Source organism: Paenibacillus chartarius (assembly GCF_042432825.1).
Taxonomy (GTDB): domain Bacteria; phylum Bacillota; class Bacilli; order Paenibacillales; family NBRC-103111; genus Gordoniibacillus; species Gordoniibacillus chartarius.
Genome location: NZ_JBHLWN010000014.1, coordinates 26,594 through 51,381, shown reverse-complemented (window position 1 = coordinate 51,381; position 24,788 = coordinate 26,594). Strand labels below are relative to the sequence as shown.

The following is a 24,788-nucleotide window of genomic DNA, read 5'->3' as shown; positions in this document are numbered from 1 at the left end:
GTTCGATGAAAGCGATATTGGAAGCGATGGAGAGCAGGCTGTACGGGCAAAGCGTGAATGTGCGCCTGCTGCTGGCCGGATTGCTCGCCGGAGGGCATGTGCTGCTCGAAGGAGCGCCGGGACTCGGCAAGACGAAGATGGCCCGCACGCTCGCGGAGCTGACCGGCGGCGATTACAGGCGCGTGCAGTTTACGCCGGATTTGATGCCCGGCGACATTACGGGCGGCGTTATATTCAATATGCGCGAGAATGATTTCAAAACCGTGCTCGGCCCGGTGTTTACGAACGTGCTGCTGGCCGACGAAATCAACAGGGCCGGACCGAAGACGCAAGCGGCGCTGCTGGAGGCGATGGAGGAGCGGCAGGTGACGATTCAAGGCGTGACGCATCCGCTCCCGGACCCGTTCTTCGTCATTGCGACGCAGAATCCGGTTGATTATGAAGGAACGTATCCGCTGCCGGAGGCGCAGCTGGACCGGTTCCTGTTCAAGCTGAAGCTCGACTACCCGGCGCAGGCGGATGAAGATACGATGCTGAAGGCGCATGTGCCGCATACGGCGCAGCAGGAGCAGACGCTCGCCGCGCTACTGACGCCAGAGCTTGTCCGGGAGGAGCGGCGCCGCGTAGCCGGCATCGTCGTTGAAGATTCCCTTATCCATTACATTACGACGCTGATCCGCAAAACGCGGGAATCGAACCGCATTCAGCTCGGAGCGAGCCCCCGTGCGGGTATCGCCGTACTGATGGCAAGCAAGGCATGGGCGCATCTCGAGGGGCGAAGCTACGTAACGCCGGACGATATCAAGCTCGTGGCGCGGCCGGCGCTGCGTCACAGGCTGCTGTTGTCGCCGCAGGCGGAATTGGAGGGCGCTACGAGTGACCACCTCATCCAAGAGACGTTGGCCGCTGTTCCGGTTCCTCGCTGACCGGCTCGTCCATCAGTTTGCTGCACCGACGAACCGGCTGCTGGGGCTTGCCGCCGCGGGCGTCGTGCCGCTAGGCATCGGCTATGCGCTTGGCGCCGGAATGGCTGCGTTCTGGGGCTGGAACGCTTTGCTTCTGGCACTTAGTATCGCCGACCTGGCGATGCTGCCCCGCCGCAAGGACGTACAGGTGCGGCGGACGCTGCCGGAGCGGGCCGATTTGCAGCAGCCGTTCACAGTCGGACTGGAAGTGAGCAGCTCCGATCTGCGTCCGCTGCACGTGGAGCTTGCCGACGACTTGCCGATTACGTTTGCGGGAGCGCTGCACTGGAGGAAGAGCTTCGATGAGGTGCCGGGGACGCCGGTGCATCGCATTCATCTCAAACAGGGAAAAGCGAGTGTGACGTACGAAGCGAAAGGGATGGAACGCGGCAGCTACGCGCTTCGGTACGTGTGGATGCGTTACTGGGGCGGCCTGGGATTGTGGAAACGGCAGACTCGTATCGAGTGCCTTGGCGGCGTGCGAATCTATCCGGATATGTCGCGGGTACGGGGCATCCTGGGCTCGATGCAGTCGACGCTGCTGCTCGACGGCCGCAAGCTGGCCCGTAAGCCACGAAGCGGCTCGGAGTTTGAATCGATCCGGGATTATCAGCAGGGAGACGACGTACGCCACATTCATTGGCAGGCGACTGCCCGGACCGGAAAGCTGATGACCAGCGTGCGGCAGCCGGAGCGGGGCAAGACGGTAACGATATTGCTGGATTGCGGAAGAATGATGGGCGCGGAGCTGGAGGGACAGACGAAGCTGGACCGGACGCTGGAGGCGGCGCTGACGCTCGCGGCTGTCGCTTTAAAGCAGGGGGATCAAGTGTCGCTGATCGCCTTCTCGGGCAGCGTGCTCAAGGCGGTTCCGGCCGGCAAAGGACTGCCGCATCTGCACGACTTGACGGAGGCGGTGTTCGACCTGCAGCACGAGCCGGCGGAAGTCAATTACGGAGCCGGATTCGCACAGGTCATGCAATCGCAGAAGAAGCGGTCCCTGCTCGTACTATTCTCAGATATGGAAAGCTATCTTCACGACCGCGAGCTGCCGGCGTACGCCCTCCGGATGCGGCGCAGCCATTCGCTGCTGCTGCTGTCGCTGAACGATCCGCTCGTGCACGAATGGTCCCGCAAGCGGCCGGACGATACGCGAACGGCGTTCATCCGCAGCGCGGCGAACCACTTTGAAGCGGATCGCCGCAGCTACGTGCGCCGGATGAGCGCGCAGGGCGTGCCGGTGCTCGATGTGCCGGCCGGCCAGCTGGCGCTCAGTGCGGTCAATGCATATTTGGAGCTGAAGGCGCGTGACGCGCTTTAAAGCTGCCGTAGTAGAAATACAAGACAACGAGCACGAGCGTCGCCCCGGCAAAAGCGTATTTGGCGCCCAGCGGCAAAGTCGACGGGGTGATGTAGCCTTCGATCACGCCGGCGATGACGAACAGCGGAATCGTTCCGATCAGCAGCATGACCGACTCCTTCGCCGAGCGGAGAAATTGCGCCTTGCGCGGATACGGGCCGGGTACGAAGAAGCGGTAGCCCATATAAAGTCCGGCGCCGCCTGCGATGAAAATCGCGGTAAGCTCAATAATACCGTGCGGTAGGATGTAGGCCCAGAACACGTAGCTGCGTCCGGAATGCCAGAAGACAGCAGCCAACGCCCCGACGAGCAGTCCATTGTATATCATGAGATAGACGGTGCCGATGCCGAGCGTGGCGCCGCTGATGAAGGCAAGCATAGCGACCCGGATATTGTTGGTCATAATGGCGGTAGAGACGAGCGGGCTATTCCAGTTATCCCGGGGCAGATCGGTTTTGGACGGATCGACGGCAGCGGCGATGTCGCCGGGAAGGACGATGTGGGCGTTAAGCGGGTTCGCGAGCACGGCAAGGAAGCCCGAAACGCCGCCGATCAGCATCAGCAGCATCGCCAATCCGACGAACAGCTGCCTGCGCCTCAGCATATCCGGGAAGATACGGCCGAAAAATTCGCGCAGCTGCATGGAGCTTTTGTTATTTTCCTGATACATGAGATGGTGTGCCCGGGATACGAGGTGGTTCAGGTAGACGGCCGTTTCGCCGGGGTTTCGGGCCGAACGGATGGCCGACAGATGGGCCGAGGCCGCCCTATACAGCGCAGCCAGCCGGTCGATATCGGCGGCCTGCAGCGAGCTTCGCCGCTTGGCAAATCGGCTGAGCAGCTCTTCAAGCTCTGTCCAAATCGGTTTGTTCGTCTTAATGAAACGGGCCATATCCATGATGGCGGCTTCCCTCCTTTGTCCTTCATCGATCATACCATTAAATCGTTAGTTCGAGGAGTATGATTATGTACGATACGTTAAACAAAGAGCTCGTTGTAACGACGCCCGAGCAGGTGCAGCTGCGGTTTCAAACCGCAGGGATCGGAAGCCGTGCGGTAGCCGGCATTCTGGATTTGCTTATTCTCGGAGCGGTCAATATGATCCTCTACCTGGCAATTATCTTTATTGCAATTCCTATGCAAGCGGCCGGCAACGTCCCCGCGGAATCGTTTGCTTACGGCATTGCCGCTATTCTGGTCGTCTTCGTGCTGCTGAATGCCGGATATTATGTCGGCACCGAATATTATATGGGCGGCCGTACGATCGGCAAACGCATTATGGGACTGCGCGTTCTGCGCGACAACGGCCAGCCGGCTACGCTGCTGTCCGTCATTATCCGCAACATCTTCCGCTTGCTCGACATGCTGCCGTCGTACTATATGCTCGGTGCCATTACGATGATGTTCAGCGCCAAGGATAAGCGGATCGGCGATATGGTCGCCGGTACGGTCGTTATCGTCGAGCAGCAGCGCGAGCGGCAGAAGCGCCGCCAGCGCATCGACAACGCGCTGTGGCGCTGGGCGCAGGTCGCGCCGCCGTTCCAGCTCGGCGAGGAGCAGCGCAGCCGAATCAGCACCGAGGAATGGGAGCTTCTGTCCGCGTGGGTGGACTACGTTCCCGTCATGCCGCAAGAACGGCTTGGGGCGCTCGCCGAGCCGATGGTCGAACATTTGGAGCGTAAGCTGGAACAGCCGCGCGGTACGGTCGATGCTGTTTCTTACCTCGTCATCGTATACTTGCAGATAAGGACGGAATGGGACGTGTAAACGTCCCGTTTTTGTTTGCCGCCGGAAAATTATACTTTTTGTGTATACCCAACCGCTGTCCCTACGCATCTATTGCGTCCCCGCGTACAAAAAAGGCGCACCTCCATGAAGGCGGTGCGCCAAGAAGCTATTTCTTCAAATGATACGGCACCGTCGTGACGATGACGTCTTTCCGGTACAGCAAGTAAGCCCGAATCATGAGACTCGTCTGGTTATGGAGCAAATGGTGCCAGCCCTTCTTCGGGATAAATTGGGGAATGATGACGGTGACTTGATAATGGGCTTCGTTGGCTTTCCGCTGCACCGTGTCGATAAACTTGCTAAGCGGGTGGATGATGCTGCGGTAAGGAGAGTGCAGCGTGACGAGACGAACATCGGGACGCCACTGGTTCCACTTCTTCTCGAAAGCGGCTTCCTCATCCCGCTCAAATGGAATATATACCGCTATGATCTGGTCGGGCTTCAACGACTTTGCGTAATCGACGGAATGCTCCACAACATGCGTTATGCCGGATACCGGCAGCACGATTACATTGCCTTCGATGGGGACGTTCGGCTCGCACGTTGTAAGTCGAAGCTGATCGCCTACGGCGACGTAATGCTTCTTAATTCGATGGAACAGAAGCACAATGCAGGGCAGGAACACCAGCACCGGCCACACCTGTGCGAACTTGGTCACAAAGAACATAAGCGTGACGACGAGACAAATGACCGCCCCGATCGTGTTAATGACCAGCTTCGGCAGCCAGCCTTCGGGCTTTTCGCGGAGCCACTTGAGCATCATGCCGGTTTGCGCCAGCGTAAATGGGATAAATACGCCTACCGCATAAAGCGGGATAAGCTGTTCCGTTTGTCCTTTGAACGCCACGATCAGCAGGATGGACAGTATGCCCAATGAGATAATGCCGTTGGAGTAGCCGAGCCGGTCGCCGCGAACCGTGAACATGCGCGGTATGAATTTGTCCTTGGCCAAATTGACCGCCAGCAATGGGAAGGCCGAATAACCCGTATTGGCCGCCAAAATCAAGATGAGCGCTGTCGTGCCTTGAATAAAGTAATACATGAAGCTCCGCCCGAACGTCATTTCCGCGATTTGCGAGACGACCGTCTCCTCCGCCTTCGGCACAATGCCGTAGGAATAAGCCAGCAGCACGATGCCGGCAAACAGGATCGCGAGCAAAATCCCCATGGCGATTAACGTCTTCGAGGCGTTGTTCGGAGCCGGGGCCTTGAAGTTCGGAATCGCGTTGGAAATCGCTTCGACACCGGTGAGCGCCGAGCTGCCCGAAGCGAATGCCCGAAGCAGAAGAAATAAGCTGATGCCTGCCATCGGTGTGCTTAACGGTACATGTACCGTTCCGTGCACGCCGCCGGTAACGGCGTTGTACAAGCCTACCCCGATCATGATGAACAGCGCCAGTACGAATAAATAGACCGGATAGGCGAGGATTGAGGCGGATTCGGTCACGCCCCGGAGATTGAGAATCGTAATGAATACTACGAACGCAATCGATATGGCTACCGTATGCTCATGCAGAGCCGGAAAGGCCGACGTTATGGCGTCGGTGCCGGCCGAAACGCTGACGGCGACGGTCAAAATGTAGTCGACGAGCAGGGAACCGCCGGATACGAGACCCGCATAAGTCCCCAGATTCGTCTTCGACACCACGTAGGCCCCGCCGCCTTGAGGATAAGCGAAAATAATTTGCCGGTACGATAAAATTAAAGCGAGCAGCAATATGAGCACACCGGCGGCAATCGGTAAGGAATACCAGAAGGCCGCGGTGCCTACCGTTATCAAGACGAGAAGGATTTGCTCCGGACCGTACGCGACGGATGACAGAGCATCCGACGACAATATCGCCAGCGCCTTCTTCTTGTTCAGCTTCTGCTCGCCAAGCTCCGTCGATTTTAAGGGCCGTCCGAGAAGCAAACGTTTGAATGTGACCACCGGGTTCACCGCCTTGTAGGAGTTTCGACGTCACCAGCATCTGTTACTATTCCCCGTTGTCGGCGGTTTTGTTCACATTCGGCCATTTTCATGGCTTACGCAACGTCAATGAAACGATCATAGCTAGATGCAAACAGGAAGTAAAACGTTGAATTTGTGCAAAATGCGGCGTTTTCCGGAGTTATTAAACATGTATGCGGATACATAACGATCAATCATATCGTAGGGAACAGAGGTTCCCCGCCTCCCCAAAAACCAACGGCGAGCCGCTCTAAAGAGCGACGCGCCGCTGCTGCTTCTCCTTATAGTAGACCCATTCCCTGTAGCCGATTTCCTTGAGCTTCTGCCGCACCTTGTCGAAGTCTTCGCCGATCCGGCTCGGCTTGTGGGAGTCGGAGCCGAACGTAATGTCCACCCCGTAATGATGCGCCCGCTCGAGAATATCGTCCGACGGATACCAGCCGCCGACATCCTTCGTTCCTCCGGACGTATTTACTTCAATCGAAACCCCGCACTCCGCGATCACTTTAAGCGTCTCGTCCACCTTCGGTGTCGGAATTGCCGAGAATGCCGGGAAAAATCCTTTCATCGCATCGATATGGCCGAGAATGTGGAACATGCCGCTGCGCGCCGACTGCTGAATCAAATCGTAATATTCCTCTTTCGCCGCGATTTTCTGCTTATCGTTCAGGCCGTTCCAGCGCCGCTTGTTGAAGATGCTGACGCCCCCCGATTGATGTACGGAGCCGATAATATAATCGAACGGATATTTCTTGTATTCCTCTCGGTACAGCTCCGCATGCTCCGGGAAAAAATCCGACTCCACCCCGAGCAGCACGTCGATGCGCCCTTCGTATTCGCGCTTCAGCTCCAGCACTTCGGCGACATAACGCGGAAATTCGCTCTTGGCCATCGCGATGCCGGGATGCAGCCGGTCGACGCTGCTGTAAAAGTAAGGCGAATGGTCGGAAATCCCGATGACGTCAAGCCCCCCCTGAATCGCCGCTTCAATATATGCACGGATCATACCGTCTGCGTGACCGCACCGTTCGTGATGCGTATGCAGATCAAATTTCATGTTCATGTCCTCCTTATTCCGAGCCGAGGAACTGCGTCTCCGGCATCCCCTTCAAATCGCGCAAAAACTGCTGCATGGCCGAGCTCAAATATCTCCCTGACTTATAGACGACGCCGACCGGGTGCGTAATATCGAGCTCCGTCACATTGAGCACTTTTAGCGTACCCAGCCGCAGCTCGTTTGACGCCGACATTTTGGAAATGATCGCCGCTCCCAGGTTCAGCTCGACCATCCGCTTCACTTCCTCGCTCGAGGACAGCTCCATGACGATATTCGGCGTAATATCGAGGTCCTTAAACAGCTGATCGACGAACCTGCGTCCGGCTGTTTCGGGAGACAGCATAATGAACGGGATATTGCGCAGCTTGTCTAGCGTCAGATGCGAGAACTTGGCCAGCGGATGCCGGGGCGAGACGATGAGCTGGAACGTGTCGTAGTACAGCGTTGACGTTTCCAGCGCCGGGTTCTTGTCCGGCAAATACGTAATGCCGAGATCGACGTTGCCATTCTCCACCGCCGCCATAATTTGCGAGGAGGTCATGGAATGAATCGTCGTCTTGATTTTCGGAAACGAGTCTTGAAAATAAAACAGCACCCGCGGCAATATTTGCATCGCGATCGATGTGGTCGTGCCGATATGAATATGTCCCTGCGGCGTCTGCTGCAGATCGGCGAGCCGCTGCTTCAGATCGTCGACGGTGCGCAAAATGAGTTCGGCATGCTCGAGAAACACGCGGCCGCTGTCGGTCAGCGTAACCGGCTGATTGCGGTCGACGAGCGTTACGCTGAATTCATCCTCAAGGCTTTTGATTTGCGCCGATACGGCCGGTTGGGTCAGATTGAGCAGTTCGCCCGCCTTGCGGAAGCTCATCGTTTTCGAAATGGTGAGCAGCGTCTCCAATTGGTTCAGGTTCAGACAATCCACCTCCATTTACAGCATATTTATAGATAAATTTTATCAATCGGCGCATTCTGTCTATATTTCTATTATAGGCGCTTGGAGAGGGTGGGGCAACCGGTTCACCGGGAGAAAGGCGTAAAGAAGAACCTTCACATCCATGTGGAGCATGGAGATGAAGGTTCTGTGGGGACGCGCTATTCCGAATTCTACATGGCGAGCGGAAGATCGACCCAGAACCGGATTTCGCCGTGCTCCGATTCGGCCCAAATACGGCCCTCGTGAGCTTCGACGATGCTCTTCGCTATAGCGAGGCCAAGGCCGGAGCCGCCGGTTTCCGAGGAGCGGGACGAGTCGAGCCGGTAAAACCGGTCGAACAGCCGCTCCAGCTGCTCGCCGGTCAGCGCCCCGCCGCGGTTCGTGACGCAGACGCGGACGCGGCTCCCCTCCCTCGTCATCCGTACGCGCACTTCGCCGGGCTTAAGGCTGTATTTGATCGCGTTGGTCAGCAGGTTCTCGAAGACGCGAATCATTTTATCGGGATCCATGTGTACATACAGCCGGTCCTGCGTCAGCTGGCGCGACAAGTACAGCCGCTCGCTTTCGGCAGTGGTGACAAGCTCCTCGGACAGCTGATCGAGCATCTCGTTCAGACAGACGGTCTCCATCCGCATCGGAACGCCGTGATTGGACAGCTTCGTATAATCGAACAAGTCCTCGATCAGCTTCTTCAGCTTCTCCGCCTTGCTGTACGAAATATTGAGATATTGCGCCGCCTGCTCGTTGTCTTCATAATTGCGGTCCTTCAGCAGGCGCAGGTAGCCCATGATGAGCGTAAGCGGCGTACGCAGGTCGTGCGATACGTTCGTAATCAGCTCGCTCTTCGTCCGCTCGGCGCGCCGCTCCTCTTCGATAGTTCGCTGCAGCTCCTCGGCCATCAGGTTAATGTGCGAAGCGAGAGAGCCCAGCTCGTCCTTGGATTGCTGCGGAACCCGGTAATCGAGACGGCCGCGCGAAATTTCAACGAGCCCGGCGGCGAGCTCCTCCAGAGAGCGCATCTTCTTGCGTGTCATCCAGTAGAACAGGGCGACGAAGGTGATGAGCGCGGCGAGGAAGGCGAACGGGCTTTCGCCCCGCCGGGTGACGATAGTCGGTTCCTCATAGCCGGAAGCGACGAGCAGCAGCTTGCGTCCGCCAAGCTCGACCGGGCGAATCGCCGTGACTTCGCTTTGCTCGCCTCGATCCGTATCCAGCTTGCCGAGCAGGGCGAATGTATCGACTTTCGTTTCGCTGGCAAGTCGGTTTTTGTACAGCACGGTTCCGTTCATATCGGTCAGCAGCAGCTTGACGTCCGAGCTGTAATTGTCGAACCTTTCCCGGATCCGTTCGTCAAGCGAAGCGCCGATCGGCGCTTCGGACGTGCCGGAGTAAGCGTCCTGGTTCACCGTGGCTGGCAGCGCGGGAGGGCTCGCGATTTCGGCTGCCTGGGCGGGAGCGAACGGTCCGCTGCCGTCAGTTCTGACGGCTTGCGTGTTCTCCCCGTTTCGGCGTAAGACGCTGCGGCTCTCTTCTTCCAGAGCGCTCGCCATGTTGTTGGCTGTGATCGGAATTTCTCGCGAACGGTTGGAATAGTCGAGATAAGCAGTCTTCGTCACTTCGCCGAACATTTCATCAGCGACGGCAAAGGAGGCCATGGATGCGACCGTACAAACGGCAAACGTCAGGATGAGCTGAATGCGGATGCTGCGGGCGACGTTCGTTTTGATCAGCATCAGCACATCGACTACAAAATGAATAAGGCCGCCGATCATATGAAACGGAAAACGCTGGGACAGCTTCTTTTTCGGCTTTTTCGGCGGCGGGCCGAAAGGCTGCGGCGGCTGTTCATAGTTACGCATCGACTTTATACCCTACTCCCCATACGGTTTTGATATATTTCGGCTGGCGCGGATTCGTCTCCAGCTTCTCGCGGATTTTGCGGATATGCACCATCACGGTGTTGTCGGCTTCGAAGAAAGGCTCGTTCCATACTTTCTCGTAAATGTTCTGGGCGCTGAAAACAATTCCCTTGTTGCGGGCAAGCAGCTCCAGGATGGCGAACTCGCGCGGTGTCAGCTTGATTTCGCGGCCGTCGATTTTGATCTCGTGGGTTGCGGTGTTCACCGTCAGGTCGTCGACCTCCAGCACATTGTCGGAGGCAGGCTGAGCTACGTTAAGCCGCTTGTAGCGGCGCAGCTGGGATTTGACGCGGGCGAGCAGCTCCAGCGGGTTGAACGGCTTCGTGACATAATCGTCGGCTCCGGTGCTGAGCCCCCAGATTTTATCCATGTCCTCGCTCTTTGCCGACAGCATGACGATCGGTACGTTGCTGATTTTGCGCATTTCGAGACAGGCGGCGATCCCGTCGAGCGTCGGCATCATGATGTCCAGCACGATCAGATCGATTTCGTTGGACTTCAGCATGTGCAGCGCCTCGGCTCCGTTGTAGGCGTGAAGGGTGGCGTAGCCGTCGTTCTTCAGATAAATATCCAGCATATCGACAATTTCTTTCTCGTCATCGACGAGCAGGATCGTTTCTAGCGCCATAAAGCTTGTGTTCTCCTCTCGATAAGTTGACAGACGTCCGGACGGCGATGCGGGCCAGCTCGACGACGATAACGGCGCCGACGGCGTCCATAAAGACGTGCTGCTTCAGGAAAAATGTCGACGCTATGATCAGCAGCGCAAAGGTGGTTACAGCTGTTCGAATGGCCGGGCCTATTGTGGCTTTGCTTTCCGAGTAGGCTCTAAGCAATAGGTAGGACGACGCGGCATGTATGCTGGGGAAGCAGTTGTACGGCGCGTCGTTCACTTGCATGAAGCGGACCAGCCTTGCGAACACGTCTTCGCCGAGTACGGGCGGACGCGGGACAGTCGTTTGATAGCCAAAATATATAACGTAACATGTAAGCAGCGTTACGGCTAGTGCGGCTATGGTTTTGCCGTAGAGGGGCAGGTCGCGATAAGCCAGAAGGGCAAGTCCGCCGAACAGGAAGCCGTACCACAGCAAATACGGGACGATAAACGCCGGGATGAACGGCAGCGCCTTGTCAAGGTCGGTGAGCAAGCTGTGGACGCCGCGGTCGTCGTTGTTCAGCTGGACGTAAATCGTATTGAGAAGAGGAAAGATGAGCATCCACAGCATGGCGAAGACGGCTCGCCGCCGGGAAGACGGGCCGGGTTGTTTCGGAAGAGACCTCACGGATGCTGTGCCGTTCGAGGTGTTGGGAATGGGACTCATTGGGGAACGCTCCTTCGATTCGATGATGCTCCCCAGTATATCGTGAAGATCTTAAATCCGTAGTGGCTGAAATCTTAACAAAATCTGAAGAAACGGTGAAGAGAGGTTAGCCCTTCGTCAGCTCGTAGTTCAGCTTGTTGATGAAGATCCGCTCCGCTTTGGAAAACCTCTTCTCCTCCGCACGTACATACCCCAAATAGATCGGCTCCGGGTCGGCCACCTCCAGATCCAGTACGACAAGGTCGGCTTCGGCGGCTTCCTGGTTCATCACCAGAGAGAAATCGAGGCCGACGGTCGCCACGTTCTGCTCTTTCAAGACGCGAAAGATGGCCTCGATGCTATTCGTTGTGAACAAAATGTTCACCTTGCCGTAAGTTTCCTGGAACTGCTCCATATACCTTTTGACATATTCGTCGTTGTATAAGACGAGCGATTGCTTGCGCAGCTCCGCAGGGGTGATCGATCGCTTGAGAGAAAGCGGCGACGTCTTGCCGACGCAAGCGACCATCTTCCCCTCCAGGAGCTTGCCGGTTGTGAGCCCGTTCAGATTTCCAATCAGCTGCTCGGATAAAATGATGACGCCCAGATCGATTTTGTTGTGCCGAATGTCGTCAATGATCTCCTGCGTCCCTTTTTCGACAACTTCTACGTTAATATGCGGATATTCTTTCTTGAAGCTGATCAGGGCGTCCAGATACAGAGACAGCGGGCCCGGAATGGTCGCAAGCCGAAGCTCGCCGGTCTGCGTATTCGAGAAGCCGGACGCTTCGTCCCGCAGCTCCTGAACTTTGGATACGACCTCATAGGCTTTGCGAATGATCACCAGACCTTCCGCCGTGGGAGCGGCACCCTGCCGGGAGCGGGTAAACAAAGTGACGCCCAGCTCCGTCTCCAAGCCGGAGATGGACTGGCTGACGGCGGACAGAGTGACGTGGAGATTTCGCGAGGCTTGCGTGAGCGAGCCCGTCTTGGCGACTTCAATGATCGTTTCCAGCTGTTCGATTTGCATAGGATCCCCCAACGATAGTTAAGTTTTACTTAAGATACAATTAGGTTAATTAAATTTACGTTAATGATATCAAATTGTACAATACATTTCATGCAAAGGATTCCGGATAACAAGAAAAGCGGAGGTTCGAAAACATGAAGTGGGTAAGACCGGTTATGTATGTGGCTATGGCGGGAATTATCGGAAGCAGCGGGTACTTGCTGAGCACGCAAACGGCGGCCAGCTCCGCAGAAGCAGTCCAATCGATACATCCGACGGCATATATCGAGTCCGATACGGCAAGCGCCAGCTTCAAGGTAGGAGGGCGCATCACGGAGATTCTGGTGAAGGAAGGCGATGTTGTCAAGAAAGGCCAGGTGCTGGCGCGGCTTCAGAACGCCGAGCTGGAAGCGAAGGTGCTGCAGGCGAAGGCGGCCGTAGCCTTGACGGAGGGGCGGATCGCCGAAGCGAAGGGCGCTGCCGCGACGGCGCAGGCGAAGAAGCAGCAAGCCGCTGCGGGCGTACAGGTTACGGCGGACACGGCCGATCAGCAAATCGCGGGGGCGCAAGCGGCGGTCGATGCGGCGCAAGCGAAAGTAGACGCGCTGCGCAGCGGGGCAAGGCCGGAGGAGCGCAAGCAAGCTGAGATCCAGCTGCAGGCGGCGCAGGAGGTATTGAGCATTGCCGAACGGAACTTGAGCCGGATGACGTCGATGCTGGAGCAGGGCCTTGTTGCCCAAGCGGATGTCGATAAGAGCAAGGTGAGCTATCAGGAAGCGAAGACGAAGTATGACCTGGCCGAGCAGCAGATGAAGCTGGTTCAGCAAGGGCCGCGCGATGAAGAGGTGCGAGGTGCCGAAGCTCAATTGGCGCAGGCGAAAGCCGCGCTGCAGCTGGCCATTGCGAACAAGGAGCAGGTGAAAGTGCGGCAAGGAGACGTAGCGGCGGCGGACGCTGCGCTGCAGCAGGCAAGCGGCGCCGTCCTGTCGGCTCAGTCCGGAGAACAGCAGGCGAAGGCGGCGCAGCAGGAGGCCGAAGCGTACTTGAGCTACACGGAGCTGACGGCGCCGAGCGACGGCGTCGTGCTGTCGCAGTCCGCGCAAGCCGGCGAAATCGTCGGAACCGGATTTCCGGTATTTACGCTGCAGGACGCCGGGACGCATTGGGCCAAATTTTACATGCCGGAAGGTGCGGCAGCGGGACTGAAGCCGGGCGATAAAGTATCACTGGTGCTGGCGGCTACGCAGGAGCCGGTCGAAGGCAGCGTGAGCATGGTGGCACCGGCCCCCGATTTTGCCGTAAAAAAGGCGACGCAGAGCTCCGGTGAAACGGATATTCGTTCTTTCGGCGTCAAGGTGACGCTGCCGGCGCTGCCGCCCTCGGCTCTGAACGGGATGACGCTGCGCTGGAACGGTAAGGCGGGGTGAACGCGATGAAACCGACCGTCCGCTCGACCATTGCCGAGGAATGGGCCCACATTGTTAAGGATAAGCGATTGTTCGCGATGCTGTTCTTCATACCGATCGTATACACGTTCCTGTTCGGCTCGATTTATTCCCATCATAAGGTGACGGAGCTCGATACGGTCGTCGTCGACCAAGACCGAAGCCCGCTCAGCCGTCAAATTGTGCAGGCGTTCGAAGAGAGCGAATCGTTTCGAATTGCGGGGGAGGCGTACAGCGAGGAGGATGCGCGGGCGGAGCTTGCCGATGGCAGAGCGAAGGTTGCGCTGATCGTGCCGTTCCGCTTCGAAACGAGCCTGAAGCAAGGGCAGACGCTGCCGCTCGTTACGCTCGTTGACGGCAGCAATATGATTGTCGCCAATACGGCGACCAAAGGTGCGAACGAGGTCATCACGACGTTCAGTATGGGCCTCTCCGCCAAAAAGCTGCAGCTGCAGCAAGGTCTTCAAGAGGAGCAGGTAGCGAATGTGCTGTCGCCGATTCCGTTTCGATACAGGACGCTCTATAATCCAACGTTCAATTACAACGAATTTATGCTGTTCGGCTTGACGGGAGCCATTCTTCAGCAGGTGCTGTTTCTGGGAGTGGCGCTAACGGTTACGCGGGAGAAGGAGAACGGGACGTGGGCCCGGTTTCACGTGTGGAAGCGGGATCCGTGGCTGCTGGCCGCCGCCAAGACCGTGCCGTATTTCCTGATCAACCTGACCAATACGATGATCGCCTACGTGATTTGCGCCTTCGTGTTCGACATTCCGATACATGGACAATTGACGGCTGTGCTGTCGCTGGTGGCGTCGTTCACATTGGCGGTAAGCGGTTATGGCTACCTGATTTCGATGTTTTCGGGAAATCAGCTGGGTGCAACGCAGATTGCCATGCTGATCGCCGTTCCGTCGTTCATGCTGTCGGGCTACACCTGGCCGCTGGAATCGATGCCGCAGGCGCTCCAGACGCTGAGCCACGGGCTGCCCTTGACGTATTATCTCGACGGCTTGCGCAATGTTCTGGTCAAGGGCAACGATCTGCAGGCGATTTGGCGGGACTGCGTGTCGCTCGTGCTGATGGCTGGAATCACTTATGCTGCAGCCATGCTGCTGACCCGGTTTGTCATGTTCCGCAAGATGGCCGATGCGGACGATGCGATGCTGCCGGACGGGCTGCCGGAGGGGGCGGCGGCGCCGGTGGTGCCGGCGGTGCGTACCGGCGGTTCCGGCATGACCATATAATTCAGGATTCAGGGGGATATGTATGCGTAATGTGAAAATATTTAGCTTCATGACGGCGGTGTCGATTGCGTTCAGCGTGCCGGCTTCCGCGACGACGCTCGACCCGGTCACCGGCAATCGCGTTCAGAACATGTATGTCAACGATGCAGAGCCGGATCATCTCGATACGCTTGATCTGGATACGGTGCTGGAACGGGCCATGAATAACACGTATAACTTGAACCTGCTTCTTCTGAAAGCCGCGGCGCAGGACAGCAAGCAGAAGGATCTGGATCAGCAGAGAGCAGACATGCCCGGCGTATCCGTACCGAGCGGCCATCTGCCGGCGACGCCGGCGGAAATTGCCTCCGTTCCGGGCATGCCAGTGCTGGATCCGGCGGTTGCTCCGTGGATTATCATGACGAATACGGGCGTCAATCAGCTGACCGGCGGCGCCGGCCAGCTGGCCGGCGGGATGGGGCAGATCCTGTCGGCCCAGCGCAATCAAATGAAGGAGACGGCCCATCAGCTGGGGACCGACAGGGACAATACGTACCTGCAAAGCGACGAGGCGAAGGCCGGGGTGCGGCTGCAGCTGACCGGCCAATACGTTCAATTGCTCGCACAATCCAAGCAAATCGAATTTATGAACAGCTACAAGGCGGTGCTGGAGAAGGAGCTGCTTCGCACAACCCTGCTCCAGGAGCAAGGGCTCGCTTCAGCGGATGACGTGCAGAATGTCGTCCGGGCGATGAACAAGCACAAGGACGACCTGACGATGCTGACCAACAACCACCGGCTGGCTCTGGCGCAGCTCTGTCTGGATATCGGCGTCGCCTACGATCCGGCGATTGTGCTGAAGGAGATCGGCGACATTCCGGTAGAGCCTGTGATGCGGGACGATACCATCGAGCTGCTGAAGAACTCCTACGGGATGAAAATCGCTGCCAACAATATTGACGAAGCGGTGTGGCAGCAGCAATATTCCGTGACGAAGACGACCTACGGCGAAACATACCTCGGAGTCAACGGAGCAATCTCCATGCAGAAAAACAATCAAGCTAGGCTGGAGCTGACCAAGAAAATCGAAACCGCGTATAACGAGCTGGAGAACGCTTATCAGGCATGCCTCGCGGAGAAGCGCGGGCTGAACGAACTGAAGCAGGATCTGGCCAAGATGGAAAGCCGGTACGAGGCAGGGGTGATATCGAAGCACGATGTCCATAAATTCGCCTTGAAAGTGCAGCAGAGCGAGACGTCGACGTATGCCGCGAAGATGAGATACTATGTGCTGCTCCAGAAGGTGAAGGAGATGAAAGCGGGCGCTATTCTGTAGCCGCCGATAGCGCCGAGACGAGCGGCGCGAGCCGAAGCAATGCCCAGCTGCGAGGAGATTCGCGGCTGGGCATTTTTCAGCTGTAGAAAGGTTGGCAGCTGTAACCGGGGCCGCAGCGGGAACTCCGGCTAAGCGTGAGAGGAGTCGGCTAGCGCGCGGAAGGAGGCGGCGGATCCGGCGGATCCGGCGGATCCGGCGGGTAAGCGAGACAAGGGCGACGAGGCAGACGTTGGCTGCCTCGTGGCTGGCGGCGGGCGAGCCGCCGTTACAAGCCGAGCAGGCGCGCGAGCTCGGCCAGGTCGTCCGCGACGACGTCGGCAGAGACGCCGGCCGCGGCGAGCTGCTCGCGATAGTTATCGCGAGTGGCGAGCCCCGTCAGTACGAGCGCCGTGCGGTAGCCGGAGCGGAAGCCCCCGGCGATGTCGGTGGCGGCGTTATCGCCGACCACCCAGACATCGTCTGGGGCCAAGCCCAGCTTGTCGACGGCGTAGCCGAGCAGAATCGGCGACGGCTTGCCGATGACGACGGGGCTGACGCCGGAGGCGGCCTCGAGCGCAGCGCCCAGCGAACCCGCACCCGGCGTCAGCATGCCGTCCTTCGGCAGCAGGCGGTCCGGGTTCGTAAGCACGTAGGCGGCGCCTGCGCGCAAGGCGTGTACGGCACGCTCCAGCTTGCCGTACGTGAACTCGCGGTCGATGCCCTGCACGACCGCGTCGGCGCCGAGGCCGTCTTCGTCCAGCTCGAAGCCGGCCTCGCTCAAGGCGAGGCGCAGTCCCGCCTCGCCAACGCAGTGCACGCGGCTTACGCCGCCGCGGGCCTGCAGCCAGCGCGCTGCCGCCTGTGCGCTGGTCAGCACGTCGCCTGGCCCCGCGTCAATGCCGAAGCCGCGCAGATGCGCCGCCACGTCGTCCGGCGTGCGCGACGAATTGTTCGTCGCCAGCACGTACGGCAGCCCCTTCCGGCGCAGCAAAGCTACAAAATCGGCGGCGTGCGGGATCGGCATCGAACCGCTGTATAACGTACCGTCCAAATCCAATATGAATGCCGGCATCTCCAAAACTCCTTTTCTGTATCCTATCCTGACAATTCCGCTTCAAATGAACGTCTGTGTATGGTTGACTATCACTTACCTTACCACACCTCTCGCCGGCTCACTACCCATTTGGCTCCTTGTTTGCCGGAAAGGTCGACAGATTTGGATCGAACGCCGTCGATTACAAGGAAAAACAGGGCTGGGGACATATTCCATTTTTTCTTATAATCAAACAAGCAGGAAAAAGTGTATACGATGCGCGAAAGATTAGGTATAATGTAGGAAAAGCGACGAACTTCCTGCAGTCATCTTTGTGGCAAAAGGAGACCAACAATGAAGGCTGAATATATTAATCCATTCCTAGAATCCGCGAGGATCGTTATCGAGCAGGTCGCATGCATCCGTCCTGCAACGGGGCAAATGGGCATTAAGGAAATTCAATTTGTTTCCGATTACATTTGGATTCAGATCGGGATGACGGGCCAGATGCAGGGAGATATTTTATTCGGCCTGCACCAGGAGGTTGCCCTGAAGGTCGTGTCAGCCATGATGGGCGGGTTTGTCCTTACGGAGATGGACGAGATCGGACGAAGCGCCATATCGGAGCTCGGCAACATGATCAGCGGCAATGCCAGCACGATGCTGTACAACCAAGGTGTACGGGTCGACATTACGCCGCCGAAGCTATATGCGCCGGAGGACGGGGTCATGCGCAAGGCGCTGACGATCCCGCTTATTATGGAAGGAATCGGCGAGCTGGATATTCAAGTGCTAATCGCGCAAAATGACATCATTGTCGAAGACGAAAGTGGAGCTCGGCAACGGGCATCCACTTTTTTGTGCATGTACAAGAACCGGATAGAAGGGACGAGGGCTCGTGCAGCTTAGCGGAAAAATCGTACTGATTACCGGTGCTTCCTCCGGCATCGGAGCGCTGACCGCCCTGCGGCTGGCGGAGAGAGGGGCGGTACCGATTCTGACGGCCCGTTCCGAGAGCAAGCTTCATGCCGTGGCGGCAAAGCTTCCCGGCCGACATGCGGTGCGGCGGCTTGATGTAACCGATGCCCGGCAAATCGAAGAGACAGTACTGGACATCACGGCGGAATTCGGCGGCATCGACATACTCGTTAACAACGCCGGATACGGCGTGTTCGACTATGTTGCCGAAGCGTCTTTGGAAGAATACGAAAGCATGATGGACGTCAACTATATGGGTACGGTCCGCTGTACGAAGGCGGTTTTACCGCAAATGCTGGCTCGGGGCAGCGGACATATCGTTAACGTCGCTTCGCTTGCCGGCAAATTCGGCTCCGCCAAATCGGCGGGATACAGCGCGACGAAGCACGCCGTGCTCGGCTTTACAAGCTCGCTGCGGCAGGAGCTGTTCGGCACGGGAGTCGGCCTTACCGCCATAAACCCGGGGCCGATCGATACGCCGTTCTTCGATAAGGCCGATCCGAGCGGCAATTACGTGAAGAACGTATCCTGGCTCTTGCTGAAGCCGGAAACTGTCGTAGCTGCGATGCTGCGGGCGATCGAACGGGGCACCGCCGACGTCATTTTGCCGGGCTATGCCGGGATTGGCGTGAAGCTGGCCCAGATGTTCCCGCGCTCGTTCGACCGGTTTGCGCACAAGCTGCTGAACAAGAAGTAGCGAAGGCAGGGCGGTCCGGCGGCGGCTGCAAGAGGACTTCAGCTGTAGAAGGGTTACAGCGATGGTCATCGGCCAGAAGGTAGACAGCGAAATGGTGGCCATGTTCGGTGGAGAGACGACAGAAGCGGACGCGAGAATAGGCTCACTCTCTCTCCCGCTGGACCAAAGGCCGGCGCCCCGCCCTCCCGCCAAATGCAAAACGACGGACCCGCTCAGGATCCGCCGTTTCGGCAAGATGCACTGCTTACCTTTATTGCGCTGCGTTGACGCGGCTGCTGACCTGGCGGACAACTTCGTCCGGAGACAAGCCTTCGCAATTGATGACCGACGCCTGCGTGTACGTGTCGGCAATACCCATGACGTTCTTGTCCTGCCCGCTGATGACGCAGCATGCCGCGTTGCCGGCGTTTTCCATGCCGACGACTTCGAAGCCGTTTTGCTGCAGCGCTTCCTTAAAAGTGCCCAAACCGTTCTCCACTGCCACTTTAGCCATTGTGATCCATCTCCTTGTAGGTTCAATTGATCCTGGCTTATTTTGGCTGGCGGCGGACCGTTTTATTCGCTTTCTTTGCCCGCGGCCGAAGCTTGGCGCAGCGCTTGGTTTTTGTCGCGGATTTCCTCGAACAAAGCGCGCACCTCGGCTCTTGCTTCCGGGTGCGACTGCGACCAGTGGGAGGCAAGCGCCGGCATCGTTTTGTGAATATGGTTGTAGATCGCCCATACTTTGATTTTTTCGATCATGTCCTCGGAAGTGTCGCCCGTTGTGAGCTCGGCGAGCTTCTCGACCAGTGCGTGAAATTGGGTATGGAATTCGGAATTCATACAATCCGCCTTTCTAGTCAAAATAAGGTTATTCCCCAGTGTAACGGAAGGCGGCTTCCAGTGTCAAAATCGATTGCAGACCTAGCGGAGGTGAGCGGATGGCGGACATGACGACGATCGAATACAAACCGGGAGGCGAGCCGATGGAGACAATGATGCCTCCGCAGCTGCTCGGGCCGGGGGGTGACGTGGGGGAGCAGACGCCTGGCGGCGGGCCGGAAGAGCGGGGGATCGGCTGCAAGGATGACGACGATACGGCTGCTCAGCCGGAAGCGTTCGAAGTGAAGCTGCCTGACGGCGCTCTGGTGGAGCGGGTACGGACGCGATGCTTTGCCCGCAATGTGGCGCTGTATGTGGTCACGTATATGAGTCAAGGGCTGAAGGTGAAGGGATACTTGGTCGTGCCGGAGGAATGCTCGCCGTGTCCGGCGCTGATTTACTGCCGGGGCGGGATCCGGAAGGTAGGCATGGTGCGGATCCGCCGGATCGTGTCGATGGCCCGCCGGGGGTTTGTCGTGTTTGCGCCGTTCTACCGGGGGAACGAAGGCGGGGAAGGGCGCGAGGACTTCGGCGGCGAGGACCGGTTCGATGTGCATCATGCAGTGACTCTGGTGCGTTCGCTGCCGGAGGTGGAGCCGAAGCCGGTGTCGCTGATCGGGTTTTCGCGGGGCGCCGTCAATGCGCTGCTGACCGCCAAGGAGTGCGAGGGAGTCGGTCCCGTCGTCATCTGGGGCGGCGTAAGCGACTTGTTCCAGACGTATGAGGAGCGCGTCGATTTGCGGCGCATGCTGAAGCGCGTCGTCGGTCATCCGAAGAAGAACGAGCAGGAATATGTGAAGCGTTCGGCGATCTATTGGGCGGATCAGCTGCGAAGCCCGATCATGATCGTGCACGGCTCGGCCGACCCGCAGGTCGGCGTGGAGCAGGCCCGCAAGCTCGCCCGGGCTCTGGAGGCCGCAGGCAAGGAGTACGCGATGGAGCTTTACGACGGGCTTCCGCACCGGTTCCCGAAGGAGGAAGACGAGCGGGCGCTCGACTCGGTGTTCGGCTGGATTAAAGGCAAGCTGAAAGACATCGGTCCTATGTCGAAATAAGACTTTTTTCCTGTTTCGACCATTTTTTTTGTTGTTCTATTGTTTACCATGCGGCAATGCCCTAATATGGAAATAGACTGTCAAAAGCCATTCGATGGCAAGGCGGAGGTCATACCATTGAGCGCATTGCCTTTGCTGGTGACGCACGAGTTTCGGAAGCTGGAAAGCTCTGTACAGGAGCAGGTGTACAAGGAATTTTACATGCTGGTGTATCGTCAAGTGTTTTTTATTTTGCGCGATCATGCCGCTGTTGAAGATATTATTCAGGACGCTTTCTTGAGAGCTCTGGAGAAGGCGCCGTTGCTGGAAGAGCTGGAGCGGCTCGAGCCGTGGCTGCGGAAGCTGACCCGGAATGTCACGCTGAACTATTTGCGCAAGCATCGCCGCAACCGCGACGAGCTGGATGTCCATTCGCAGCTGATGGTCAATGAGACGGCCGCCGCCCTGGAGCTGCCCGCAAGGACGGAGCAGGAGGTAGAGCTCAAGTTCGTCCGGGATGCGATCATTCGGTACGTGAACGACATGATTCCGGGCTATCGGCAAATTTTGGCGATGAAGTGGCTGTACCATATGTCCTATAAGGAAATGGCCGAGGAGCTGGAAATGTCCGAAGGAGCTGTCCGCCAGAAGCTGTACCGCGCCCGGGAAACGATCCGCAAGCGGCTCGAGCAAGATTGGGGTTACGTATTTGACAGGGAAGACGACGAGAAGAGGGGCAAGTCATGACGGAAAGCAACGAAGAGAAAGTACGGCTCGGGCAAAATGAAGACGCCGCAGCAGAAGCGGCGTCCACAAAGGCGGCAGAAACGGCCGCGACCGGCGGAGGTTCTGCCGCTGCGGGAGATGTGGCGGGGGGTTCGAATGCTGTGGGATATACAGCGGGCGAAGCTGCCGCTTCGGGTGATGACGCAACCGGTTCGACCGCCGCAACGGAAGACGGCCCGGATGTGGAAGCGGGGGACGGCAGTTTCGAGTCTTTCGGTATTGACGAACGTTACGTGGCGGTACTGAAGGAACAGGATATCCGGGAGCCTTCCCTGGTTCAGGAGAAGGTCATTCCGCTGGCTTTGACAGGTAAAGATTTGGTGGCGCAGTCCGTTACGGGCAGCGGCAAGACGCTGGCTTATGTACTGCCTGCGCTGCAGCGGCTCGATCCGGCTCGTAAGGATGTGCAGGTCATCGTACTGGTGCCTACGCGCGAACTGGGCATGCAAATTGTACAAGTCGCCGAGGAGCTGGGCAAGGCGACCGGCGTAACGGTGCAGCAGCTGATCGGCGGGGCGTCGCTGCAGCGTCAGATCGATAAGCTGAAGCTGAAGCCGCAGGTTGTCGTCGGTACGCCGGGACGGGTGCTCGAGCTCATCAAGCTGCGCAAGCTGAACGTTCAGCAAACGAGGACGCTCGTGATCGACGAAGCGGATCAGGTGTTTGCGCTCGGTTCGGCCGGCGATGTGGATTTGATTCTGAAGAGTGTGCCGCGCTCGGCGCAGCGGATGTTCTTCTCCGCGACCGTGCCGCCGGAGCTGGAGCAGACGGCCCGACGCTGGATGGCGCAGCCGGAGCTCGTCCGCATTCATCCGGGACAGCGGACGTCCCCGACGCTTACGCATGTGTATGTCGTCTGTGAGGAGCGGGACAAGATCGAGACGCTGCGCAAGCTCGTGCACGCTTATAAGCCGAAGTCGGCGATTGTGTTCGTGAATGCGACCGCAGATTTGGCGGAGGTCGTGCAGAAGCTGCAGTACGTGGGCTTGTCGATTGAAGCGCTGTATAGCGAGGCCGGGAAGCAGGAGAGGGCGAACGTGCTGAGCGGCTTCCGTGCCGGCAATTTCCAGCTGCTCCTGGCGACGGACGTTGCCGCGCGGGGACTTGACGTGGCCGGAGTGACGCACGTCTTTAATCTGGACCCTGCGCCGGGACCCGATCATTACGTGCACCGCGTCGGCCGCACGGGCCGGATGGGACGACACGGCACGGCCGTGTCGATCGTGACGCCGCAGCAAACGTTCATCATCGGCAAGTTTGCGAAGGCGCTCGGTGTGGACATCGCCCAGAAGGCGATGTATGAAGGCCGGATCGTCGACCCGGTCGACGATCGGAGCGCCGCGGCGCAGCGCCAGCGCCGCGAGGAGAGCCGCGCGGCCGGAAGGCGCGCGGGTGCAAGCGCTGCGGCGGACGGCCGCGCAGTGCGGCTGGCGGCGCAGCCGCCGGGCGCGGGCGGCTCCGCCGCAGCGGCGGGGCGCACGGGCGAAGCCGGCGCCCCTGGCGGGAGACCCGCTCGCGCAGCGGCGGGTACAGGCGCAGCGGCTAGGCGCCCGGACGGGGCGCCGAAGCCGGCGGGACGCGCCGCGGGGGCGGGCGCCGCTGCAGGCGCGCGTAAGGCGGCGCCTGCGCATGGTGCAGCGCCCTTGCGCGGAGCAGCCGGGGGACGCCGGGACGCAGCGGCAGTCAGCGGCTTGGAGTCACGCGAAACGGCGACGGAACGCGGCAATATGGTAGCTCGCGGAAACCCATCGGCTCGCGGAGACATGCCAGCACGCGGCAGCGCATCAACTCGTGGTGACCTTCCCGCACGCGGAAATGCAGCTGATGGTAAACAAGCTCGCCGTTCGGAGGAAATCCGCGGAGCGATGCCCGGCCGTGGCGGAGCGGGTCCGCGCGGCACGGCTTCGGCTCGCGGTGCTGCACCGGCGCGCGGAACTGCGCCAGTCCGTAAAGGAGCGGCCGTCTCCGCTTCGGGGAAAGCACAGCCGAGCAAAGCGGAGCGGGAACGCGACCGCAAGAATAAAGGCGCGCCGAAATGGCTGAAAGCGAAGCAGTCGGAGGAACGCGAAAGAACTTAATACATGCACATGAGGATGAAGTCCCGACAGTAAAAACTGCAGCATGAGGGGACAGTCTCTCAAGTATACAAAAGCCGGTCAGGGAATAGCCCTGACCGGCTTTTATGCCATCTGCTTTTCTTGCTATTCATTTCAAGCAAATCCGTCAAACAACCTGTGGTATGCGGAAACCCATAATATAACGGTTTCCGAAACCGTTATTTGGCTCAAGACATGATCTATTACAAGTTTAGCGGATTTTGGTGGCGCTATTTTCCAGCTATCGGGAAAAATCAAGCCCAATTTCATCAATTGACATTCGATAGCGCCACCAAAGTCTGCTATTTTGAATGCAAAGTGCGATAGCGGTAAAATAAGGCCCTCAAAATCCGTTCACGAACCGCATGATATTCATGGCCTCAACCAAAACCGCAAAACACAGCACACGGCATCATCTTCACAACCGAATAGGTCAATCGGGTAAAAGCTTGGGACAATTCGGAAAATTAATGTAAATATGTGTTGAAATATGCCATTTTGCTTAGTATAATGGGACTATGACATTAATAATACATAATATTACCATATATGATAATCCAAAGGAGGGTTATTGTGCATTTGGATCAACTCCCGCTCTCGAAACAGGTCGAGCTTGTCTTCCGCACGATGAAGGAGGAATTGTCGTATCTGCCTTCCGGTACGGTATTCATTCAAATTAGGAATAACGTCGTTGGAAAGTTCGGGATCCGGCACAATCCGTTGGAGCTTGAAGGGGATACGATACGACCCAACGGATCGGGATTAACGGAGACGCAAATCCAATCGTTTCGGAATATGGCGGTGGAAGCGCTGAAATACAAGAAGTGGACGCACGGGGAAATTTGTTACGATTTTGCGGTTCGCGAGGGCAAGCTGGGAGCCAGTATCTCGTTTGAGTCGAATTACAATTTTTCCAGTCTCCCGGAGAAGTTCGGTTAACTTAACATTCCACTGCACACGAAAAACCTCTACGCCGCAATCGCGAAGTAGAGGTTTGTTGTATTCCAAATTCTACTGCGTTAAGTATTTACGA

The 24,788-nt window shown here is 58.0% G+C and carries 22 protein-coding genes and 1 pseudogene; 12 read left to right on the top strand and 11 right to left on the bottom strand.

The genetic code is table 11. From position 1 onward, the window contains the following. Positions 1 to 5 precede the first annotated feature (5 nt). Together ACFFK0_RS02185 and ACFFK0_RS02180 are read left to right on the top strand one after the other, a co-directional pair. Positions 6 to 926 (top strand): AAA family ATPase, encoded by a 921-nt coding sequence (locus tag ACFFK0_RS02185; protein WP_377468214.1) that lies wholly within the window; start codon positions 6 to 8, stop codon positions 924 to 926. Beyond that, positions 877 to 2,286, top strand: coding sequence for a DUF58 domain-containing protein (locus tag ACFFK0_RS02180; RefSeq protein WP_377468212.1), 1,410 nt, complete (start codon positions 877 to 879; stop codon positions 2,284 to 2,286). The genes ACFFK0_RS02185 and ACFFK0_RS02180 overlap by 50 nt, the downstream gene beginning before the upstream one ends. Here the strand turns inward: ACFFK0_RS02180 and ACFFK0_RS02175 are convergent. Next, positions 2,246 to 3,223: a stage II sporulation protein M gene (locus ACFFK0_RS02175; protein ID WP_377468210.1), complete on the bottom strand. Its 978-nt coding sequence runs from the start codon at positions 3,221 to 3,223 to the stop codon at positions 2,246 to 2,248. The genes ACFFK0_RS02180 and ACFFK0_RS02175 overlap by 41 nt on opposite strands. Positions 3,224 to 3,291: 68 nt before the next feature. Between ACFFK0_RS02175 and ACFFK0_RS02170 the strand changes: the two genes are divergently transcribed. After that, positions 3,292 to 4,092 (top strand): RDD family protein, encoded by an 801-nt coding sequence (locus tag ACFFK0_RS02170; protein ID WP_377468208.1) that lies wholly within the window; start codon positions 3,292 to 3,294, stop codon positions 4,090 to 4,092. 127 nt (positions 4,093 to 4,219) lie between these two features. On the opposite strand, the gene kimA is transcribed toward ACFFK0_RS02170, so the two are convergent. The 7 genes from kimA to ACFFK0_RS02135 all read right to left on the bottom strand — a co-directional run bounded on the left by kimA (position 4,220) and on the right by ACFFK0_RS02135 (position 12,308). Then, positions 4,220 to 6,043, bottom strand: a complete 1,824-nt coding sequence (gene kimA, locus ACFFK0_RS02165; protein WP_377468206.1) for a potassium transporter KimA — start codon at positions 6,041 to 6,043, stop codon at positions 4,220 to 4,222. Between the two features lie 271 nt (positions 6,044 to 6,314). After that, positions 6,315 to 7,121, bottom strand: a complete 807-nt coding sequence (locus ACFFK0_RS02160) for a histidinol-phosphatase (protein ID WP_377468204.1) — start codon at positions 7,119 to 7,121, stop codon at positions 6,315 to 6,317. 13 nt (positions 7,122 to 7,134) lie between these two features. Beyond that, positions 7,135 to 8,037, bottom strand: coding sequence for a LysR family transcriptional regulator (locus ACFFK0_RS02155; protein ID WP_377468353.1), 903 nt, complete (start codon positions 8,035 to 8,037; stop codon positions 7,135 to 7,137). A gap of 191 nt (positions 8,038 to 8,228) precedes the next feature. Beyond that, entirely contained in the window at positions 8,229 to 9,917 is a 1,689-nt protein-coding gene (locus ACFFK0_RS02150) for a sensor histidine kinase (protein ID WP_377468202.1), read from the bottom strand. Then, positions 9,910 to 10,605, bottom strand: coding sequence for a response regulator transcription factor (locus ACFFK0_RS02145; RefSeq protein WP_377468200.1), 696 nt, complete (start codon positions 10,603 to 10,605; stop codon positions 9,910 to 9,912). The genes ACFFK0_RS02150 and ACFFK0_RS02145 overlap by 8 nt, the downstream gene beginning before the upstream one ends. Then, complete coding sequence (locus ACFFK0_RS02140; RefSeq protein ID WP_377468198.1) at positions 10,574 to 11,299, bottom strand: phosphatase PAP2 family protein; 726 nt, start codon at positions 11,297 to 11,299, stop codon at positions 10,574 to 10,576. Before ACFFK0_RS02140 ends, ACFFK0_RS02145 begins: the two co-directional genes overlap by 32 nt. Before the next feature lie 106 nt (positions 11,300 to 11,405). Further along, positions 11,406 to 12,308: a LysR family transcriptional regulator gene (locus ACFFK0_RS02135; protein ID WP_377468196.1), complete on the bottom strand. Its 903-nt coding sequence runs from the start codon at positions 12,306 to 12,308 to the stop codon at positions 11,406 to 11,408. A 134-nt stretch (positions 12,309 to 12,442) separates the two neighbouring features. Between ACFFK0_RS02135 and ACFFK0_RS02130 the strand changes: the two genes are divergently transcribed. The 3 genes from ACFFK0_RS02130 to ACFFK0_RS02120 are packed head-to-tail and all read left to right on the top strand — an operon-like array spanning position 12,443 to position 16,291. Then, positions 12,443 to 13,714, top strand: a complete 1,272-nt coding sequence (locus tag ACFFK0_RS02130; protein ID WP_377468194.1) for an HlyD family secretion protein — start codon at positions 12,443 to 12,445, stop codon at positions 13,712 to 13,714. Positions 13,715 to 13,719: 5 nt separating this feature from the next. After that, the gene (locus ACFFK0_RS02125; protein WP_377468192.1) at positions 13,720 to 14,976 is read left to right on the top strand and encodes an ABC transporter permease; all 1,257 of its coding nucleotides are present in this window, start codon (positions 13,720 to 13,722) and stop codon (positions 14,974 to 14,976) included. A 22-nt stretch (positions 14,977 to 14,998) separates the two neighbouring features. Further along, entirely contained in the window at positions 14,999 to 16,291 is a 1,293-nt protein-coding gene (locus ACFFK0_RS02120) for a TolC family protein (RefSeq protein ID WP_377468190.1), read from the top strand. Between the two features lie 265 nt (positions 16,292 to 16,556). On the opposite strand, the gene ACFFK0_RS02115 is transcribed toward ACFFK0_RS02120, so the two are convergent. Then, entirely contained in the window at positions 16,557 to 17,342 is a 786-nt protein-coding gene (locus ACFFK0_RS02115) for an HAD-IIA family hydrolase (RefSeq protein WP_377468188.1), read from the bottom strand. 315 nt (positions 17,343 to 17,657) lie between these two features. On the opposite strand from ACFFK0_RS02115, the pseudogene ACFFK0_RS02110 reads away from it, so the two are divergent. Both ACFFK0_RS02110 and ACFFK0_RS02105 read left to right on the top strand, forming a co-directional pair. Beyond that, positions 17,658 to 18,104: pseudogene (locus ACFFK0_RS02110) on the top strand (chemotaxis protein CheX); the annotation flags it as partial. 97 nt (positions 18,105 to 18,201) lie between these two features. Continuing rightward, on the top strand, positions 18,202 to 18,978 hold the full coding sequence (locus tag ACFFK0_RS02105) for an SDR family NAD(P)-dependent oxidoreductase (protein WP_377468186.1): 777 nt from the start codon (positions 18,202 to 18,204) through the stop codon (positions 18,976 to 18,978). A gap of 250 nt (positions 18,979 to 19,228) precedes the next feature. Here ACFFK0_RS02105 and ACFFK0_RS02100 read toward each other — a convergent pair whose 3' ends face one another. Next, on the bottom strand, positions 19,229 to 19,471 hold the full coding sequence (locus ACFFK0_RS02100) for a YkuS family protein (RefSeq protein WP_377468185.1): 243 nt from the start codon (positions 19,469 to 19,471) through the stop codon (positions 19,229 to 19,231). Positions 19,472 to 19,533: 62 nt separating this feature from the next. Next, entirely contained in the window at positions 19,534 to 19,800 is a 267-nt protein-coding gene (locus ACFFK0_RS02095; RefSeq protein ID WP_377468182.1) for a DUF2573 family protein, read from the bottom strand. A gap of 98 nt (positions 19,801 to 19,898) precedes the next feature. On the opposite strand from ACFFK0_RS02095, the gene ACFFK0_RS02090 reads away from it, so the two are divergent. The 4 genes from ACFFK0_RS02090 (at position 19,899) to ACFFK0_RS02075 (ending at position 24,694) form a co-directional block, all read left to right on the top strand. Then, the gene (locus ACFFK0_RS02090; protein WP_377468180.1) at positions 19,899 to 20,894 is read left to right on the top strand and encodes an alpha/beta hydrolase family protein; all 996 of its coding nucleotides are present in this window, start codon (positions 19,899 to 19,901) and stop codon (positions 20,892 to 20,894) included. A 117-nt stretch (positions 20,895 to 21,011) separates the two neighbouring features. Further along, entirely contained in the window at positions 21,012 to 21,620 is a 609-nt protein-coding gene (locus ACFFK0_RS02085) for an RNA polymerase sigma factor (protein WP_377468178.1), read from the top strand. After that, positions 21,617 to 23,737, top strand: coding sequence for a DEAD/DEAH box helicase (locus ACFFK0_RS02080; protein WP_377468175.1), 2,121 nt, complete (start codon positions 21,617 to 21,619; stop codon positions 23,735 to 23,737). Before ACFFK0_RS02085 ends, ACFFK0_RS02080 begins: the two co-directional genes overlap by 4 nt. A 591-nt stretch (positions 23,738 to 24,328) precedes the next feature. Continuing rightward, positions 24,329 to 24,694, top strand: a complete 366-nt coding sequence (locus tag ACFFK0_RS02075) for an O-methyltransferase (protein ID WP_377468173.1) — start codon at positions 24,329 to 24,331, stop codon at positions 24,692 to 24,694. Positions 24,695 to 24,788 lie beyond the last annotated feature (94 nt).